15 protein-coding genes and 1 other RNA gene are annotated in these 16,527 nt (G+C 65.4%); 13 read left to right on the top strand and 3 right to left on the bottom strand.

Annotated features, from left to right (window positions below):
• Positions 1–20: 20 nt before the first annotated feature.
• Positions 21–375, bottom strand: a transfer-messenger RNA (tmRNA) gene (gene ssrA / locus ACQ651_RS07555).
• Between the two features lie 326 nt (positions 376–701).
• Here ssrA and gcvA point away from each other — a divergent pair.
• A complete protein-coding gene (gene gcvA, locus ACQ651_RS07550) occupies positions 702–1,616 on the top strand; it encodes a transcriptional regulator GcvA (protein ID WP_430448950.1) in 915 nt (304 codons plus the stop codon).
• 141 nt (positions 1,617–1,757) lie between these two features.
• On the opposite strand, the gene ACQ651_RS07545 is transcribed toward gcvA, so the two are convergent.
• Together ACQ651_RS07545 and ACQ651_RS07540 are read right to left on the bottom strand one after the other, a co-directional pair.
• Positions 1,758–2,801 carry an extracellular solute-binding protein gene (locus tag ACQ651_RS07545; RefSeq protein ID WP_430448949.1) on the bottom strand — a complete coding sequence of 348 codons (1,044 nt, stop codon included), beginning with the start codon at positions 2,799–2,801 and terminating at the stop codon, positions 1,758–1,760.
• An 89-nt stretch (positions 2,802–2,890) separates the two neighbouring features.
• Entirely contained in the window at positions 2,891–3,628 is a 738-nt protein-coding gene (locus ACQ651_RS07540) for a FadR/GntR family transcriptional regulator (protein ID WP_430448948.1), read from the bottom strand.
• Positions 3,629–3,768: 140 nt separating this feature from the next.
• On the opposite strand from ACQ651_RS07540, the gene ACQ651_RS07535 reads away from it, so the two are divergent.
• From ACQ651_RS07535 to ACQ651_RS07480, 12 genes are all read left to right on the top strand, one after another.
• On the top strand, positions 3,769–4,485 hold the full coding sequence (locus tag ACQ651_RS07535) for a DUF2182 domain-containing protein (RefSeq protein ID WP_430450316.1): 717 nt from the start codon (positions 3,769–3,771) through the stop codon (positions 4,483–4,485).
• A gap of 16 nt (positions 4,486–4,501) precedes the next feature.
• Positions 4,502–5,218 (top strand): DUF1326 domain-containing protein, encoded by a 717-nt coding sequence (locus tag ACQ651_RS07530; RefSeq protein ID WP_227286560.1) that lies wholly within the window; start codon positions 4,502–4,504, stop codon positions 5,216–5,218.
• The gene (locus tag ACQ651_RS07525; protein WP_430448947.1) at positions 5,215–5,736 is read left to right on the top strand and encodes a DinB family protein; all 522 of its coding nucleotides are present in this window, start codon (positions 5,215–5,217) and stop codon (positions 5,734–5,736) included. Before ACQ651_RS07530 ends, ACQ651_RS07525 begins: the two co-directional genes overlap by 4 nt.
• Positions 5,727–6,836 carry a dimethylsulfoniopropionate demethylase gene (locus ACQ651_RS07520; RefSeq protein ID WP_430448946.1) on the top strand — a complete coding sequence of 370 codons (1,110 nt, stop codon included), beginning with the start codon at positions 5,727–5,729 and terminating at the stop codon, positions 6,834–6,836. Before ACQ651_RS07525 ends, ACQ651_RS07520 begins: the two co-directional genes overlap by 10 nt.
• Before the next feature lie 10 nt (positions 6,837–6,846).
• On the top strand, positions 6,847–7,836 hold the full coding sequence (acuI, locus tag ACQ651_RS07515; RefSeq protein WP_430448945.1) for an acryloyl-CoA reductase: 990 nt from the start codon (positions 6,847–6,849) through the stop codon (positions 7,834–7,836).
• Between the two features lie 169 nt (positions 7,837–8,005).
• A complete protein-coding gene (locus ACQ651_RS07510) occupies positions 8,006–9,430 on the top strand; it encodes a cryptochrome/photolyase family protein (RefSeq protein WP_430448944.1) in 1,425 nt (474 codons plus the stop codon).
• 87 nt (positions 9,431–9,517) lie between these two features.
• Entirely contained in the window at positions 9,518–10,729 is a 1,212-nt protein-coding gene (locus tag ACQ651_RS07505) for a class I SAM-dependent methyltransferase (RefSeq protein ID WP_375552195.1), read from the top strand.
• A 1-nt stretch (position 10,730) separates the two neighbouring features.
• Entirely contained in the window at positions 10,731–11,171 is a 441-nt protein-coding gene (locus ACQ651_RS07500) for a TrgA family protein (protein WP_227286552.1), read from the top strand.
• Between the two features lie 11 nt (positions 11,172–11,182).
• Positions 11,183–12,316: a gamma-glutamylcyclotransferase gene (locus ACQ651_RS07495; protein ID WP_430448943.1), complete on the top strand. Its 1,134-nt coding sequence runs from the start codon at positions 11,183–11,185 to the stop codon at positions 12,314–12,316.
• 60 nt (positions 12,317–12,376) lie between these two features.
• Positions 12,377–13,405 (top strand): cysteine synthase A, encoded by a 1,029-nt coding sequence (locus ACQ651_RS07490; protein WP_227286548.1) that lies wholly within the window; start codon positions 12,377–12,379, stop codon positions 13,403–13,405.
• On the top strand, positions 13,402–15,738 hold the full coding sequence (locus tag ACQ651_RS07485; RefSeq protein ID WP_430448942.1) for a DUF3772 domain-containing protein: 2,337 nt from the start codon (positions 13,402–13,404) through the stop codon (positions 15,736–15,738). Before ACQ651_RS07490 ends, ACQ651_RS07485 begins: the two co-directional genes overlap by 4 nt.
• The gene (locus ACQ651_RS07480) at positions 15,735–16,454 is read left to right on the top strand and encodes an alanyl-tRNA editing protein (protein ID WP_227286545.1); all 720 of its coding nucleotides are present in this window, start codon (positions 15,735–15,737) and stop codon (positions 16,452–16,454) included. The genes ACQ651_RS07485 and ACQ651_RS07480 overlap by 4 nt, the downstream gene beginning before the upstream one ends.
• Positions 16,455–16,527: the final 73 nt, after the last annotated feature.

The following is a 16,527-nucleotide window of genomic DNA, read 5'->3' as shown; positions in this document are numbered from 1 at the left end:
AGCGAGGAAGGGGGGAGGGAAGTGCAGGCTTCTGTTGCCAGGTGCCTGCGAACCCCGCCTTACGCTGCTAGGCGCAAGGGCTTAAAGTCGGCGACTTAAGCAGCTTACGCTGCCAGAGCCATTGCCGGAGCACGGTTGTCATTTGCAACTGTACGTTTCGGACCGATAACGGTGGTACCTCACCGGGACAAAGCTAACCCCTTTAGACGTTCGTCGATCCTGTTTCGGCCCCATGATCGCCAAATGAGCGAGGTTTGGTGGAGCCGCCGGGTACCGCCCCCGGGTCCGATCCGCTTATTGCGAGCGCGTTTATGTCCATAGTCCCGTTGCCGGAACACTCTGACTATGGGGGTTCGCGGGCCGGATTTCAAGCAAGCTCGACAGGGGAAAGACTTGCCCGCCGCGCGGGCAAGGTGTCAGCGGCGGTCCAGCGGACGGAAGGGCCCCCGACTTGTGTCGATCCCGATATCGCGCCGGATATGCGGCGGCAGATCCCCCAGATCCTGCGAGGGGGTGTGCCTGATGTGACCGGTCAGGGAGCGGCGCATCCGCCGGGCGGTTCTGGCGGCGTGGGTTGATAGGTCTCGGAGAAACATGTGCGATACCTCTGATATAGGTGGTTTCAATCTCTGGAACTGAATATGATACGGGAAAGCATCTGTTACCAATTGAACGGACCGTCTCATGGATAAGGTGGGCTTATGAAGAAGGTCGTCAGGCTGCCGCCGCTTGCGGCGATACGGGTGTTCGAGGCCGCCGCCCGCCATGAAAACTTCACCGAGGCGGCGGCGGAGCTGGGCATGACCCAGGCGTCGGTCAGCTATCAGATCAAGATGCTGGAGGAGCGGATCGGCGCGCCCCTGTTCCTGCGGCAGGCCCGCAAGGTGACGCTGACCGCGATCGGCCGCCAGCTTTCCACCCCGACGATCGAGGCGTTCGACAGGTTGCGCGCAACCTATGGCGCCGATCAGGACGCCCTGAACCGAACGCTGGCGATCAGCGCGCTGCCCACGTTTGCGACCAATTGGCTGGCGCCCCGCATCGGGCGGTTCCAAATGGCCCATCCCGATCTGGCCGTGCGCGTGGAATCCGATCCGAAGCTTATCGATTTCGCTCAGGATGAAATCGATTTGGCGATCCGCTATGGCACGGGTGACTGGCCGGGAGTGGTGGCGCATGCGCTGTTCCCGTCGGAATTCACGCCCATCACAAGTCCTGAGCTTGTTGAGGCGGAAGGCCCGATCGAAAGCCCCGCGGATCTTCTGAACCTGCAACTCATCGACCCGGCAGATCCGTTCTGGAAGATTTGGCTGGCCGAGGCGGGCGTCGCGACCGACGGTCTGTCGGATCGGGTGGGCAGCCATCTCGGGGCGCAGACGCTTGAGGTCAGGGCGGTATTGTCCGGTCAGGGCGTTGCGATGCTGACGCCGAGGTTCTTTCGCTACGAGCTGGAAACCGGGCGTCTGGTGCAGCCCTTCGACCGGGTCAGCACCGATGGCGGTCATTACTGGCTGATTTATCCGACCGCGCGGCGCAACATGCCGAAGATACGGGCTTTTCGCCAGTGGATCCTGGCCGAGGCGGAAGCCGACAACGCGCTTGCGGCGCATGGCTGAGCTTGTGACCTGACAGGCGGGCGCCGCGCATTGGGCAGGCGGTTGCGCCCGCGCCGATGACCGGGCCAAAGAAGGCGACCGGGCCAAAGGATAAAGGGCGCCGCGGTTGCGCGACGCCCTTTTCGCCCTGTCAGCGGCGGATCAGAACCCGGCCTTGATCCGCTCGAACGCTTCAGCTTGACGCTGGCGCTGCTCGTTCGAGATCGGAAGCTGTGCAAGAACCGGCACCGTGACCTCACCCAGACCGTTGGCCTCCAGCGTCTCGGCCCCGAGCGCGTTCAGCGCCACCGTGTTGGCCGAGCCGAAGCCGCCTTCGATCAGCGGTTGGGCGGAGGCGACATCCAGAAGCGCGTTCACGTAATCATAGGTCTTGTCCTCACTGCCCGGGCCGTCGGCCATGTTCACGTAGCCGCAGAGCCAGACGGAGGTTCCTTCCGTGGTGTTGCGCTCGAACCCGACGGGGAAGCCCTCATCGGCCAGCGCCACCGGCACTTCGTTCCAGGCCCAGGCAACCAGCACCTCGCCAGACCCCATCAGCTGGCCCAGCTCGCCCGGATCGGTCCAGTAGGTGCGCAGGTTCTCGTGAATGGAGCGCAGCCAATCGGTCGCCGCCTCGAATTGAGCGTCGCTCACATCGGACCAGTCGCTCACCCCGGTGGCGAGATAGGCCAGCGCATAGGCATCATCCACATTGTCCGGGATCGACAGGCGGCCCGCAAAGGCGGGATCGTTGAACACCTGCAGCGAGGCCACCTGTTCGGCGGTCACCTCATCGGTGTTGTAGGTGACCGCGGTGGAGCCGTAATCCGTCGGCAGGAAGAACAGCTCCGCCGTTCCCGCCATCACGTCCTCGCCCAGCAGACTGCCGTCCAGATCGCCGAAAGCCGGGATCCGGCCGGTATCCCACGCCTCGATGATCCCGGATGCCTGCCAGCGCGGTACCGATCCGGCGCAGATATGGGTCACGTCGGAGCGGAACCCGGACACGAGCCGCTGAAACGCCTCGTCCTCGTCGCCGAAGAACACGAAGGTCGGGCTTTCCCCATGCTGATCGATATAGGGCTGGTGGAAACTCGGATCCTCGAACCCCGAGTAATCGAAGACCAGCAGGTCATCATCCTGGGCAAAGGCGGGAAGGGCAAACGCAAGCGCGGTCGCCGTGCCAAGCAGAAATCGGTGGGTCATGGTGTCTGGTCCTCATGAGATGAAAGAGGTGAAAAACCAGAGCAGAGGTTAGGAAAGCGCACGGTCGCTCGCAAGAGCAAAGAGCGGGTTCAGCCGTCGCGGGATCTGGCGCGCGCGGTGATGACGGTGCGGGCCAGATCCTGGGTATGGGCCTCCAGCGACGCGAGCCCGGCCACGGCGCGCGGGCCATCATGCGCCTCGACCGCGTCGGCGATGCCGGTATGCAGCTCCACGATAGCGCCGCGGGACCGGGCGGTGAAGGTGATCATGTTCATCAGCGGCTGCATCGCCTCGACCGCGCCGGCCAGCTGGTAGCTGAGGACCGGATTGCACGCGCCATCGACCAGCGCCCGGTGAAACGCCACGTCGGAGGCGCAGAACGCCTCGTCCGTCAGGCCGGGCTGCGACTGGCGGTGGATCTCGGCGCGCATCGTCGCCAGATGATCGGCGCTGCGCCGCTCCGCCGACAGGGGCGCGCAGGCGCGCTCCAGCGCGAACCGCGCCTCGCAGGCGGTTTCGAACCCGACCGAGTTCATCGACAACAGCAGCGTGGAGGTCGTGATCTGCTGGCCATAGGCCTCCTCGTAGCTCAGCCGGTTCACGAAGGCCCCGCCAAAGGCGCCGCGCTGGGTGCGGATCAGTGATTGCGCGGCCAGCCGCTTCAGCGCCTCGCGCACGGTCGGGCGCGACACCTCGAACTGCTCGGCCAATTCCGCCTCCGACGGCAGACGCGCATCGACGATGAGCGCGCCGGAGACGATCGCATCGCGGATCGCCTTGGCGATCTGGGCCGACAGATCGGCGGTGCTGTTCGGATCGATTTTCATTTGTCAGACATTTAAAGGTCTGACATTAAGGTTGGCAAGCTGAGTCTCGCTCTTTGGGAGGGGCAGATTTGACCCGCATTCCGTTTCGAACCACGCTCTGGCTCGGGGTTTTCGCCCTGATCCTCGGGGCGTGGTGGATCATGTATTCCATGTCCACGGGCATGGGGCTCGATCTGCTGGGCCGCCCGAACGAGATGGCCGCCCGCATGGCGGCGATGGATCCGCGGATGGACATGGCCATGCCGATGGCGGAGTTCGGGCCGCTTTTCGGGATGTGGGCGGTGATGATGGCCGCGATGATGCTGCCCACCATGGTGCCGACCCTGCGCGCCTATGACGACCTGATCCTCAGCGCCGATGGCACCCGCATGGGCTGGATCGGTGTGCTCGCGGGCTATTTCCTTGTCTGGCTCTGCTTCGCGGCGGTGATCACGAGCGTTCAGCTGGCGCTGCTGTTCGGCGGTGTGATCGACATGCTGGGGATCGCCCGTTCGCCGCTGGTCGCCGGCGGTTTGCTGCTTGCCGTGGGCCTGTTCCAGTTCACCCGCACCAAGGAGATATGTCACGGCGTCTGCCATTCGCCGATGGGCTATTTCCTGGGCCATTGGCGCCGCGGAGCCGCCGGGGGGCTGCGCATGGGGCTGGGGCTTGGCGTATTCTGCGTGGGCTGTTGCTGGGGCTTCATGGCGCTCGGCTTCGCCGGTGGCGTGATGAACCTGCTCTGGATGGGCCTCGCCACGTTCTTCATGGTGCTGGAGAAGCTGCCGCAGATCGGCCACCACGTCACCCGACCGCTTGGCGCGCTTCTGATCCTGAGCGGGATCGCCGTGATCGCCAGCCCGTTGTTTCAAGGATAGAAGAGGGAGAGACCCGATGCCCGCCAGAAAACGCCCCGATGCGGATCGGTTGCCGATCAGCCAGCGGATCGACCAGCGCATGGAAAATCCGAAGCGGCGGCGCATGCGACCCACGGATTGGGCGATCAAGGGGGAGTTGTTCCTGAACTGCTCCTGCACGGTTTTTTGCCCCTGCGTGGTGTCGCTTGGCAAACACCCCCCGACGGAGGGGGATTGCCGCGCCTGGATGGCCATCGCCATCGACGAGGGGCATTACGAGGGCGAGGATCTTTCGGGCCTGAATGTGGGCCTGATGGTCGAGATCCCGGGGCGGATGGCCGAAGGCGGCTGGAAGGTCGCGGCCTATGTGGACGAGCGCGCCAGCGGCAAGGCCTATAACGGTATCCTGCAGATCTTCTCGGGCGCGGCGGGGGGCACGACGGGCCTTTTCACCATGCTGGTGTCCGACATCGTCGGGGCCGAGCGCGAGAAGGTGGAGATCGTGCGCGAGGGCAGGAAACGCGGGCTGTATGTGGGCCGCAAGATCCAGGGCGAGATCGAGATGATCGATGGCGCCAGCCCGGATCACCCGGTGATGATCTCCAACTCGAAATACTGGATGGGCCCGGATATCATCGCGGCCGTGGGCCTGAAGTCCAAGGTGCGCGATTTCGGACGGATCTGGGATTTCGGCGGGAAATCGGCGGAAATCTGTCCCATTGACTGGGGCGGCAGCGCGGGTGGGGGCAGATGATCACCCCCGCATGGTGCCAGACCATGGCGCGCTACAATGCCTGGCAGAACCAATGGATGTTTCAGGCGGCCGACGCGCTTTCGCCCGAGGCGCGGCGCCGGGATCGCGGCGCGTTCTTCGGCGGGATCGAAGGCACGCTCAGCCATCTGCTGTGGGGAGACATGCTCTGGATAGCGCGGTTCGACGGCGGGCCGGGGCCGGTGAAGGTTGATACCTCTCAGGCAACGGCGGAGGCCTATGACTGGCCCGCCCTGATGGCGGAACGCCCGAAGCTCGACGCGCGGATCGCATCCTGGGCATGGTCCATCGGGCAAGGCGACCTTGAGGGCGATCTGAGCTGGATCTCGGGGTCGACCGGCACCCAGATGACCTGCAGCCGCGCCCTTTGCGTCATGCAGATATTCAACCACCAGACCCATCACCGGGGCCAGGTCCACGCGATGCTGACCGCCGCGGGCTGCGCAACCGAGCCCACCGATCTGCCCTACATGCCCGGGGAGATACCGGAATGGCGCTGATTTCGCCCTCCCGCCGGATCCGCCGCACGCCGTTTTCCGACGGTGTCGAAGCGGCGGGCGTGACAGCGTATTCGGTTTACAACCGCATGCTGCTGCCAACGGTTTTCCGCAGTGTCGAAGAGGATTACCGTCATCTGAAAGAGGCGGTGCAGATCTGGGATGTCGCCTGCGAACGACAGGTGGAACTGCGCGGGCCCGATGCGGCCCGTCTGATGCAGATGCTGACGCCCCGCGATCTGCGCGGGATGCTGCCCGGCCAATGCTATTACGTGCCCATCGTCGATGAAACGGGCGGTATGCTGAACGATCCGGTGGCCGTGAAGCTGGCCGAGGATCGGTGGTGGATCTCCATTGCCGACAGCGACCTGCTGCTCTGGGTCAAGGGCGTGGCGCAGGGGTTCCGGCTGGATGTGCTGGTCGATGAGCCCGACATCTCGCCGCTGGCGATCCAGGGCCCGCTGGCGGACGATCTGGCGGCCCGCATCTTCGGCGACGGGGTCCGGGATCTGCGCTTCTTCCGGTTCGGGTATTTCGAGTTTCAGGGCCGCGATCTGGTGATCGCACGGTCCGGCTATTCGAGACAGGGCGGGTTCGAGATCTATGTCGATGGCAGCGATATCGGCATGCCACTCTGGAATGCGCTGATGGAGGCGGGGCGCGATCAGGATGTGCGCGCGGGCTGTCCCAACGGCATCGAGCGGATCGAGAGCGGCCTGTTCAGCTATGGCAACGACATGACGGCGGCCAATACGCCCCATGAATGCGGGCTGGGCCGGTTCTGCGATACATTGACGGCGGTGGGCTGCATCGGCCGCGACGCGCTGCTGCGGGTGGCGCGCGAAGGGCCCGTGCAACAGATCCGCCCGATTGCGATTGCGACCAGGACATTGCCGCCCTGCGACCGGCCCTGGCCTCTCATGGCCGGCGACAAGCGGGTGGGGCAGGTCACCTCGGCGGCGGTCTCCCCGGATTTCGGGGAGGGTGTTGCCATCGGGATGGTCCGCATGACCCATTGGGATCCCGGAACGGCGCTGACGGTGATCACACAGGACGGGCCCCGCGACGCGGTGGTCCGCGAGACATTCTGGATTCTGAAATAGGAGAGACGCCATGCGCGCCCTGATCGTGGAAAAGAACGAAGACACCGGCAAGACCAGCGCCGAGGTGCAGGAGATTGATGAGGCGCGGCTGCCGGATGGCGAGGTGACGGTCGCGGTGGAGTACTCCACTCTAAACTACAAGGACGGGCTGTGCATCGGGCCGGGCGGGGGGCTGGTGCGGACCTATCCGCATGTGCCGGGCATCGATTTCGCGGGCACGGTGGAGACATCGGACGACCCCCGCTATGCGCCCGGCGACAAGGTTGTCCTGACCGGCTGGCGCGTGGGGGAGGTGCATTGGGGCGGCTATGCCGAAAAGGCGCGCGTCAAGGCCGACTGGCTGGTGCCGCTGCCCGAGGGCCTGACCACCCGGTCCGCCATGGCGGTGGGCACGGCGGGTTTTACCGCGATGCTGGCGGTGATGGCGCTGGAGGATCACGGGCTGACGCCGGACAGGGGCGAGGTTCTGGTGACCGGTGCGGCGGGCGGTGTCGGTTCGGTCGCGACGGCGATTCTGGGCAATCTGGGATATCGGGTTGCCGGGGTGACCGGGCGGCCCGAACAGGAGGCTTATCTGAAATCCCTCGGTGCCGCGCGGATCGTCGCCCGCGAGGAGATCAACGAGACCGTCAAGCGCCCGCTGGAGGCCGAAACCTGGGCGGGCTGCGTCGATGCGGTGGGCGGCGCCATGCTGGCCCGCGTTCTGGGCCAGATGGCCTATGGCGGTTCGGTCGCCGCGGTGGGGCTGGCGGGCGGGGCGGGTTTGCCCGCGACGGTCATTCCATTTCTGCTTCGGGGCGTCAACCTTCTGGGGATCGACAGCGTGATGCAGCCCTATGACAACCGGGTCCGGGCCTGGGGGCGGATCGCCCGCGACCTGCCGATGGAAAAGCTGGAGGCGATGATCCATCCCGCGGGTCTGGCCGATCTGCCCGAGCTTGGCGCGGCGATCCTGAAAGGCGGGGTCCGTGGCCGCGTCGTGGTGGATGTAACGGCCTGAGACCGGGACAATCGGCGCGGATGGGAAGGGGGCTTTCACCGTGCCGCGCCCCGGCGTGGCAAGGCAGGCTCGGCGCTGCCCGCGACGTTGTTTTCCCATCGGAAGACGGGCGAGCGCTTGACCTTGGCTCTGGCGCGCTAGCTTGGGCCAAAACAAGACAGCAGGCAGCATGATGAGCAAGACACCCGTTATCTATTGGATGCGCCGGGATTTCCGCCTTGCGGACAATGCCGCCTTGCGGGCCGCCTGTGAAGGCGGGCACCCGGTGATCCCGGTCTTCATTCTCGACGAGTTGGTGGAGGGTCACGGCGCGGCCCCGAAATGGCGGCTGGGTCTTGCGGTGGAGCGGTTCGCGGAAACCCTGAAAGAGGCGGGCAGCCGTCTGACCCTGCGCCGTGGCGCGGCGCTGGAGGTGCTGCGCGCGCTGGTGGACGAGACGGGTGCGCAGGCGGTTCACTGGAACAGGCTTTACGATCCGGACGCCCGGCGGCGGGACGAGGCGGTGAAATCCGCGCTGAAGGATGACGGGCTGGACGCCGTCAGCCATGGCGGGCATGTCGTGTTCGAACCCTGGCGGGTCGAGACCGGGGCGGGCGGTTTCTACAAGGTCTATTCGCCCTTCTGGCGGGCGGTGCGTGGAGTGGAGGTGCCCGAACCGCTGGCCGCGCCCGGCAAGATCCCCGCGCCCGGGACATGGCCCGCGACGGACAGCCTTGACGACTGGCAGATGGGGGCCGCGATGCGGCGCGGCGCGGATGTAGTGCGCCCGCACCTGTTGCTTGGGGAGGACGCGGCGCGGGACCGGCTGGACATGTTCACGCAGGAGCGGATCGCGGAGTACAAGGCCAAACGTGATTTTCTGGACGTGAACGCCACCTCCGGCCTGAGCGAGCCGCTGAGCTATGGCGAGATCAGCGCCCGGACCTGCTGGCACGCCGGGTGGCGGGAGGCGGAGACCGGCGCCAAGGGCGCCGAGCATTTCGTCAAGGAACTGATCTGGCGCGATTTCGCCTATCATCTGGTCTACCACACGCCGCATATCACCCGCGACAACTGGCGCGAGGGCTGGGACAGCTTCCCGTGGAACGAGGATGAGCGCCTGAAAGAGGTGCGCGACTGGAAGCGCGGGCGTACCGGGCTGCCGGTGGTCGATGCGGCGATGCGCGAGATGTATGTGACGGGCCGGATGCACAACCGGGCGCGGATGCTTGTGGCCTCCTATCTCACCAAGCATCTGATGACCCATTGGCGCGTCGGTCAGGCGTGGTTCGAGGAGTGCCTTGTGGACTGGGATCCGGCTTCCAACGCGATGGGCTGGCAATGGGTCGCCGGATCGGGGCCCGACGCGGCCCCCTATTTCCGCATCTTCAACCCCGAGACCCAGGCCGAGAAGTTCGACGCGGAGCAGGAATATCGCCGCAAATGGGTGGCCGAGCTCTCCGATGCGCCGGGGGAGGAGGCATTGTCCTATTTCGAAGCGATCCCGGAAAACTGGCATATGGCGCCCGACGACGCCTATCCGGAGACACCGGTGGTGGGGCTGTCGGAGGGGCGGGCGCGGGCGCTGGAGGCTTATGAAAATCGCGATTTCTGACACTGCAGCGTCGGGGGCGCCGGTCTATTTCGCTTGAGGCCGCCCGACGGTTTCGCGCAAGATGACCCAGGTAAAAACGGGGAAACAATGACAATAAAAACAAGTACCAAGGGAGAAACCGAACTGCCGCGCTATTTCGGCGCGGTCTTCGATCAGGCCCGGGACATGGCCAACGGCCGATTGGACATGCACCTGCCCGATGGCCGGGTGTTCCGCGCCGAGGGGCGCGCGCCGGGCCCGGTGGCCGAGCTGCATATCCACAATCCCGACATCTTCGCCCGACTGATCCGCGAAGGCGATCTGGGGTTCTGCGAGGCCTATCTCGACCGCTGGTGGTCGACGCCGGACCTTCAGGCCTTCATGGATCTGGTCCATGCCGAGAACGACGAGATCTATGACGGGTTTCTGGGCATGAAACTGATCCGCGCCTATGAGCGGCTAAGGTTCTGGATGCAGTCGAACAGCAAGCGGCAGGCGAAAAAGAATATCGCCCATCACTACGATCTGGGCAACGAGTTCTACGGGCTTTGGCTGGACGACACGATGACCTATTCCTCGGCGCTGTTCGTCACCGGGCAGGAGCCGCTGGAAACCGCGCAGATCCAGAAGTATGCCTCGATGGTGGACGAAATGGGCGCGCAGCCCGGCGACCATGTGCTGGAGATCGGCTGTGGCTGGGGCGGATTTGCCGAATACGCCGCCCGGGAGCGCGGCCTGAAAGTGACTGGTCTGACCATCTCGCAGGAACAGCATGATTATGCCGTGGCCCGCATGGAACGCCTCGGGCTGAGCGACCGGGTCGAGATCAAGATGCAGGATTATCGCGATGAGCGCGGCACCTATGACGGTATCGCCTCCATCGAGATGTTCGAGGCGGTGGGCGAGAAATACTGGCCCGTCTACTTCAGGAGTCTGCGGGACAGGCTGAAACCCGGAAAGCATGCCACGCTTCAGATCATCACCGTTCAGGACCGGCGGTGGGAGATCTACAGGCGCGGCGTCGATTTCATCCAGAAATACATCTTTCCGGGCGGGATGCTGCCCTCGCCAAGCGTGCTGAGGGCCGAGGTCGCCAAGGCGGGCCTTGAAGTCACAGGCGCGATCGAATTTGGCGAAAGCTATTCCCAGACGCTGCGCAGATGGTATGACACCTTCAACGGACGTTGGGAGGAGGTCGCAGCCTTGGGTTTTGATGACAGGTTCCGCCGGATGTGGAATTTCTACCTCACCTCCTGCGCGGCGTCCTTCCATTTCGGCAATTGCGATGTCACGCAGATTACCGTGACCCGGCCACGCTGAGATGCTGACGGCTGCCAAACTTGTCGGCGCCATCTTGTTTGCCGGGGTGGGGTATGTCGCCGGCTATCTGGTGACCGACACCTTCCCCGAAGGCCAGCTTGCCACGTATTTCCCCGCCTCGATCGCGATCATCGGCCTGTGGCAGGGGTGGTACGTGATGGGCGGGCGCGCGGGCGCGGGGTTTTCCGCGGCGCTGGGCAACGGGTTCCGCACATCCGTCCAGATCGCCTTTTTCGGTCTCGCGTTCTACGCGCTGCGGGAGATGTTCCGGCGATCGGCCAGTTTGCGCTATGACCAGCCGGGCGAGGCGGTGACCGCGGCGCTGGAGCTGTTTCTGGAGTATTTCTGGCAAATGCAGACTGCGCCGGTTCTGATCGCGCTGGCCGCGGGCGGGCTGATCGCGGGCGTGTTGACCGAGATGGCCGCGCGCACCTGGAGGTGACAAACCCGCCCATGGATGCGCTGTTTTTCTACGGCACGCTGCGATATGCGCCGCTTCTGGGGCTGGTTCTGGGCCGCATGCCCGATCTGGTGGACGCCACGCTTGCCGACCATCTGGTCAGCTGGGCCGACGGCGAGAGCTTTCCGGTGATCGAGAGCCGTGCCGGAGCGACCGCCACGGGCGTTCTGGCAACCGGGATCACCCCGGAGGATCGGGCGCGTCTGGATCATTACGAGGGTGCGTTCGCCTACAACCTTGCGCGGGTGGAGGTGGAAACCGACGGCGGCGAACGGGTGGCGGCGGAAGTCTATCTGCCTGACGCCGCGGCCTGGACCGCGGGCGCGCCATGGTCTCTCGGGGATTGGGTGCGTGATTGGGGCCTGTTGACGCTGGAGGCCGCCGCCGAGGTCATGGGGCTTTACGGAACCGAGGCGCCGGAGAGCATCGCCGCCCGTTTCGGGATGATCCGCGCCCGCGCGCAATCCCGGTTGCGCACCGGGGCGTGGACCCGGCCGCAGACTGTCGGGGCAGGGTTCACCCGTGCCGATATCGCGCTGGACCGGGTGGACAGACCCTATACCAGGTTCTTCGCCATCGAGGAATACAGCGCCCGGCACCGCCTGTTTGGCGGCGGCCTCTCCGCGCCGGTGTCGCGCGCGGTGTTCCGGGCGGCGGATGCGGTGACGGTTCTACCCTATGATCCGCTGCGCGACCGGGTTCTTCTGATCGAACAGGTGCGTCTGGGGGCCTATGCGCATGGCGATCCCGCGCCCTGGCTGCTGGAACCCGTGGCCGGCATCATCGACGCGGGCGAAAGCGAGGAAATGACCGCCCGCCGCGAGGCGCTGGAGGAAGCGGGCGTGCAGATCGGTGCACTGCACCCGGTCGGGCGCTATTACCCGTCGCCGGGCGGCGTTGCGCAGGTTCTTATCTCCTATGTCGGGATCGCCGATCTGCCCGATGATCTGCCGGCCATCGGCGGGCTGGACGCGGAGGGGGAGGATATCCGGTCCCATCTTGTCAGCCTCGATGCCGCACTGGGGATGCTGACGAGCGGAGAACTGGCGGTGGCGCCGCTGATCATCTCCGTCCAATGGCTTGCACGGCACCGCGAAACGCTGCGCGGCGGGTCTTTGACCGCTTGAGTTTGCCGCCCCGCGCGCCTATCCCTTGTGGACAATTCCAACGGTCGGGAGCGCGCGCGGATGAATGTCTACAAGGATCTGGCCGAGACCATCGGCAACACGCCCCTGATCCGTCTTCGCGCCCTGAGCGAGGCGACCGGATGCGAAATTCTGGGCAAGGCGGAGTTCATGAATCCGGGCCAGTCGGTCAAGGATCGCGCCGCGCTTTACATCATCCGCGATGCGATCGCGCGGGGTGATCTGAAGCCCGGCGGCACCATCGTGGAGGGCACGGCGGGCAACACCGGCATCGGGCTGGCGCTGGTCGGCGCGTCGATGGGGTTCAAGACCGTGATCGTCATCCCCGAGACGCAGAGCCAGGAAAAGAAGGACATGCTGCGGTTGGCGGGGGCGGATCTGGTGCAGGTGCCGGCGGCCCCCTACAAGAACCCCAACAATTATGTGCGCTATTCGGAGCGGTTGGCGGCGGAACTGGCCAAGACGGAGCCCAATGGGGCGATCTGGGCCAACCAGTTCGACAATATCGCCAATCGTCAGGCGCATATCGAGATGACCGGCCCCGAGATCTGGACCCAGACCGGGGGCAAGGTGGACGGGTTCATATGCGCAGTGGGCACCGGCGGCACGCTGGCCGGTGTGGGCATGGCGCTGCAACCCAAGGGCGTTTCCATCGGGCTGGCCGATCCCGAGGGGTCGGCCATCCACAGTTTCTATACGACCGGCGAGTTCAAGGCCGACGGCGGGTCGATCACCGAGGGCATCGGGCAGGGGCGCGAAACCGCGAACCTCAAGGGGTTCCGCCCTGACCATTCCTTCAAGATCCCCGATACCGAGGCCCTGCCGATCGTGTTCGACGTGCTGGCCCGCGAGGGGCTTTGCCTTGGCGGATCCTCGGGCATCAACATGGCGGGCGCGGTGCGGATGGCCCGCGCCATGGGGCCCGGCCACACCATCGTGACGATCCTCTGCGATTATGGCACGCGCTATCAGTCGAAGCTCTTCAACCCCGCCTTTCTGCGGGAGAAGGGCCTGCCCGTTCCGACGTGGCTGGAGGGGGCGGGGGCGGAGCTGCCGAGTGTCTTTGAATGATCGCGCGCCGTTTCTGGCACCTGCTCGCCGCGGGCTTGCTGCTGCTGGCGCTGGCCCTGCCCGGACAGGCGCAGGACCTGCCCGACTATCAGGAATGGGACGAGCTGGCCGATCGCGCGGAATGGGTGATCGACGGGGAGCGCGCGTCGGATGCGGCGCTGGAAACCCTGCGCGCCAGACTGGTGGCGTGGCGAACCGAATTCCAGCAGGCGGAACGCGTGAATGCGCCGCGCATCGAGAGTATCCGGGCCCAGATTGATGCGCTTGGCCCGCCGCCGCCCGAGGGCGAGACCGAACCGACCGACATCGCCGAGCAACGGGCCGAACTGAACACGAGACTGGCGGAGGCGGAGGCGCCCATACGCCGTGCCGAAGCCGAGCTTCGGCGTGCCCAGGGGCTGATCAGCGAGATCGACGCGCTGATTGCCGAGCGTCTGGCCGGCGAATTGCTGTCGCTTGGGCCGTCGCCCCTGAACCCGGCCAACTGGCCGGGCGCCATCGGCGCATTGGCCGACTGGCTGGTCGATACGGCGTTCGAGGTCGACCGTCTGGCGACCTCCGACCTGCGACAGGCGGAGTTGCGGGAAAACGCCCCGGTCATCACCATTTACCTGATAATCGCGCTCGTTCTGCTGGCCCGCGGCTGGCGATGGGTCGGGCGCCTGATGATGCCCTTCATCCGGCGGGAGGAAACCTCGCCCGGGGCGCGGCTTGTGCTGTTCTTCCTGTCGCTTCTGCAATGCCTGATGCCGGTGATCGGGGTGGGGGCGATTGCGGCCGCCATCATCGCCACGGATTTCACCGGGATCCGGGCGCAGGTCCTTGTCGATCTGATCACGCCATTCGCGGTCTTCGTGATGGTTGCGGTCTGGTTGGGGCGTCAGGTGTTTCCGGCTCGCGAAACGGCCGTCCGCCCGCTGACATTGAGCGAAGGGGAACGGCGGCAGGGCCGTTGGACGGTCATCGCGATCGGGGTCACGATCGGTCTGGGCACTGCGATCGACGACATTTCCGAAAATGGCGGGTTCAGCGACGGCGAAACCCTGATCCTCTTCTTTCCGATCCTGGTCATGCTGGGATTGCTGCTGCTGCGTATCGGCCGCCTGCTGATCAGCCATGTGCGGCAGGAAACCCGGGAGGGCGCCGATCTCAGCGTCAATGCGCAGGTCATTCGGGTGCTGGGCTGGGCCGCCATGGCGCTTGGCGTGATCGGGCCGAGCCTTGCGGCCATCGGCTATTCCACTGCCGGGATCAGCTTCCTGCTGCCTGCCGCGATGAGCCTCGCCCTGATTGCGCTGGTGCGGATCCTGCAGCGGCTGGTGGTCAATCTCTACGGAACGGTGACGGGCCGCCACGAAGGGCTGGACGAGGCGCTGACGCCCACGCTGATCGGCTTTGTCCTGGCGCTGTTGTCCCTGCCGCTTTTCGCGATGATCTGGGGCGTGCGCGCGGCGCAACTGCTGGATCTGTGGCGCAACCTGATCGAGGGGTTCGCGATTGGCGGCGTTACCATCAGCCCGCGCAATTTCCTTGTCTTCGCGCTGGTTTTCGCGGCGGGCTATACCGCGACCCGCATGCTGCAGGCGACGCTGAAAAGCTCGGTCCTGCCCAAGACGCGGCTGGATGCGGGCGGGCGCATGGCGATCCTGTCGGGCACCGGCTATGTGGGCATCTTTCTGGCCGCGATCATCGCGATCACGGCAGCGGGGATCGATCTCAGCTCCATCGCGCTTGTCGCCGGTGCGCTCTCGGTCGGGATCGGTTTCGGCCTGCAGACCGTGGTGTCGAATTTCGTCTCCGGCATCATCCTGCTGATTGAACGGCCGATCAAGGAGGGCGACTGGATCGAGGTGAACGGGATGATGGGCTATGTGCGCGACATCTCGGTCCGCTCGACCCGGATCGAAACCTTCGACCGCTCCGACGTCATCGTGCCGAATGCCGACCTGATCTCGGGCGTGGTGATCAATATGACCCACCACAACAATACCGGGCGGGCGATCGTACCGGTGGGTGTGGCCTATGGCACCGATACCAGAAAGGTCGAAGCGGTCCTGCGCGAGGTGGCGGAGGCCCATCCGATGGTGCTTCTGAACCCGCCGCCCTCGATCTTTTTTCATGGGTTCGGGGCGGACAGCCTCGATTTCGAGATCCGGGCGATCCTGCGCGACGTGAATTTCCTGCTCAGCGTGAAAAGCGACCTGAACCATGCGATTGCGGCCCGCTTCACCGAAGAAGGCATCGAGATTCCCTTCGCGCAGCGCGATGTCTGGCTCCGCAATCCCGAAACCCTGCGTGCCGCAACCAACAAGGACGGAGAGCCCGACCCATGACCGAGACGTTGTTTTTGCAAGATATGTACCGCAAGACGGCGCCCGGAAAGGTCACGGGCCTGACCGGTGAGGGCGGCATCATTCTGGACGCGTCGCTGTTCTATGCCCGGGGCGGCGGCCAGCCCGGCGACAGCGGCGTGCTGGACTGGGATGGGGGGCGCATCCCGATTGCCATGGCGGTGAAGGGGGAGGGGACGGACATCGTTCTGGTTCCGGCGGAGCCCGCCGCCCTGCCGCCCGTGGGCGCCGAGGTCGAACAACGCCTCGACTGGGATCGCCGCTTCGGCCATATGCGGGTGCATACGGCGCTGCACCTCTTGTCGGTGGTGATCCCGCTTCCGGTGACCGGTGGGGCGATCGCGGCGGAAAAGGGGCGTCTGGATTTCGCCATGCCCGATCCGCCCGATGACAAGCTGGTGCTGCAGGGCCAGATGAACGCCCTGATCGAGCGGGGTCTCGACGTGTCCGAGACATGGATCACCGCCGAGGAGCTTGACGCCAATCCCGGCCTCGTCAAGACCATGTCCGTACAGCCCCCCAAGGGTGCGGGCCGGGTGCGGCTGGTCCGTATCGGAACCGGCGACCGGCAGATCGACCTGCAACCCTGTGGCGGCACCCATGTCGCCAACACCGCCGAGATCGGGCCTGTCACCATCGCAAAGATCGAAAGCAAGGGCCGACAGAACCGCCGCGTGACCGTGGCTTTGGCGCAGTAACCGCGGCAGGCGGCAGCCGTTTATCGATGCCGGCCGCCCCTCGCTACACGCAGCTCCCCGAGTCCCCGCATAC

The sequence above is a fragment of the Rhodophyticola sp. genome, assembly GCF_965284195.1.
Taxonomy (GTDB): domain Bacteria; phylum Pseudomonadota; class Alphaproteobacteria; order Rhodobacterales; family Rhodobacteraceae; genus Rhodophyticola.
This window is presented reverse-complemented; position numbering and strand designations above follow the sequence as displayed.

Bases quoted from the DNA above. Each gene is read 5' to 3' on its own strand.
- gcvA (WP_430448950.1), top strand. From the start codon at position 702: ATGAAGAAGGTCGTCAGGCTGCCGCCGCTTGCGGCGATACGGGTGTTC.
- ACQ651_RS07545 (WP_430448949.1), bottom strand. From the start codon at position 2,801: ATGACCCACCGATTTCTGCTTGGCACGGCGACCGCGCTTGCGTTTGCC.
- ACQ651_RS07540 (WP_430448948.1), bottom strand. From the start codon at position 3,628: ATGAAAATCGATCCGAACAGCACCGCCGATCTGTCGGCCCAGATCGCC.
- ACQ651_RS07535 (WP_430450316.1), top strand. From the start codon at position 3,769: ATGTATTCCATGTCCACGGGCATGGGGCTCGATCTGCTGGGCCGCCCG.
- ACQ651_RS07530 (WP_227286560.1), top strand. From the start codon at position 4,502: ATGCCCGCCAGAAAACGCCCCGATGCGGATCGGTTGCCGATCAGCCAG.
- ACQ651_RS07525 (WP_430448947.1), top strand. From the start codon at position 5,215: ATGATCACCCCCGCATGGTGCCAGACCATGGCGCGCTACAATGCCTGG.
- ACQ651_RS07520 (WP_430448946.1), top strand. From the start codon at position 5,727: ATGGCGCTGATTTCGCCCTCCCGCCGGATCCGCCGCACGCCGTTTTCC.
- acuI (WP_430448945.1), top strand. From the start codon at position 6,847: ATGCGCGCCCTGATCGTGGAAAAGAACGAAGACACCGGCAAGACCAGC.
- ACQ651_RS07510 (WP_430448944.1), top strand. From the start codon at position 8,006: ATGATGAGCAAGACACCCGTTATCTATTGGATGCGCCGGGATTTCCGC.
- ACQ651_RS07505 (WP_375552195.1), top strand. From the start codon at position 9,518: ATGACAATAAAAACAAGTACCAAGGGAGAAACCGAACTGCCGCGCTAT.
- ACQ651_RS07500 (WP_227286552.1), top strand. From the start codon at position 10,731: ATGCTGACGGCTGCCAAACTTGTCGGCGCCATCTTGTTTGCCGGGGTG.
- ACQ651_RS07495 (WP_430448943.1), top strand. From the start codon at position 11,183: ATGGATGCGCTGTTTTTCTACGGCACGCTGCGATATGCGCCGCTTCTG.
- ACQ651_RS07490 (WP_227286548.1), top strand. From the start codon at position 12,377: ATGAATGTCTACAAGGATCTGGCCGAGACCATCGGCAACACGCCCCTG.
- ACQ651_RS07485 (WP_430448942.1), top strand. From the start codon at position 13,402: ATGATCGCGCGCCGTTTCTGGCACCTGCTCGCCGCGGGCTTGCTGCTG.
- ACQ651_RS07480 (WP_227286545.1), top strand. From the start codon at position 15,735: ATGACCGAGACGTTGTTTTTGCAAGATATGTACCGCAAGACGGCGCCC.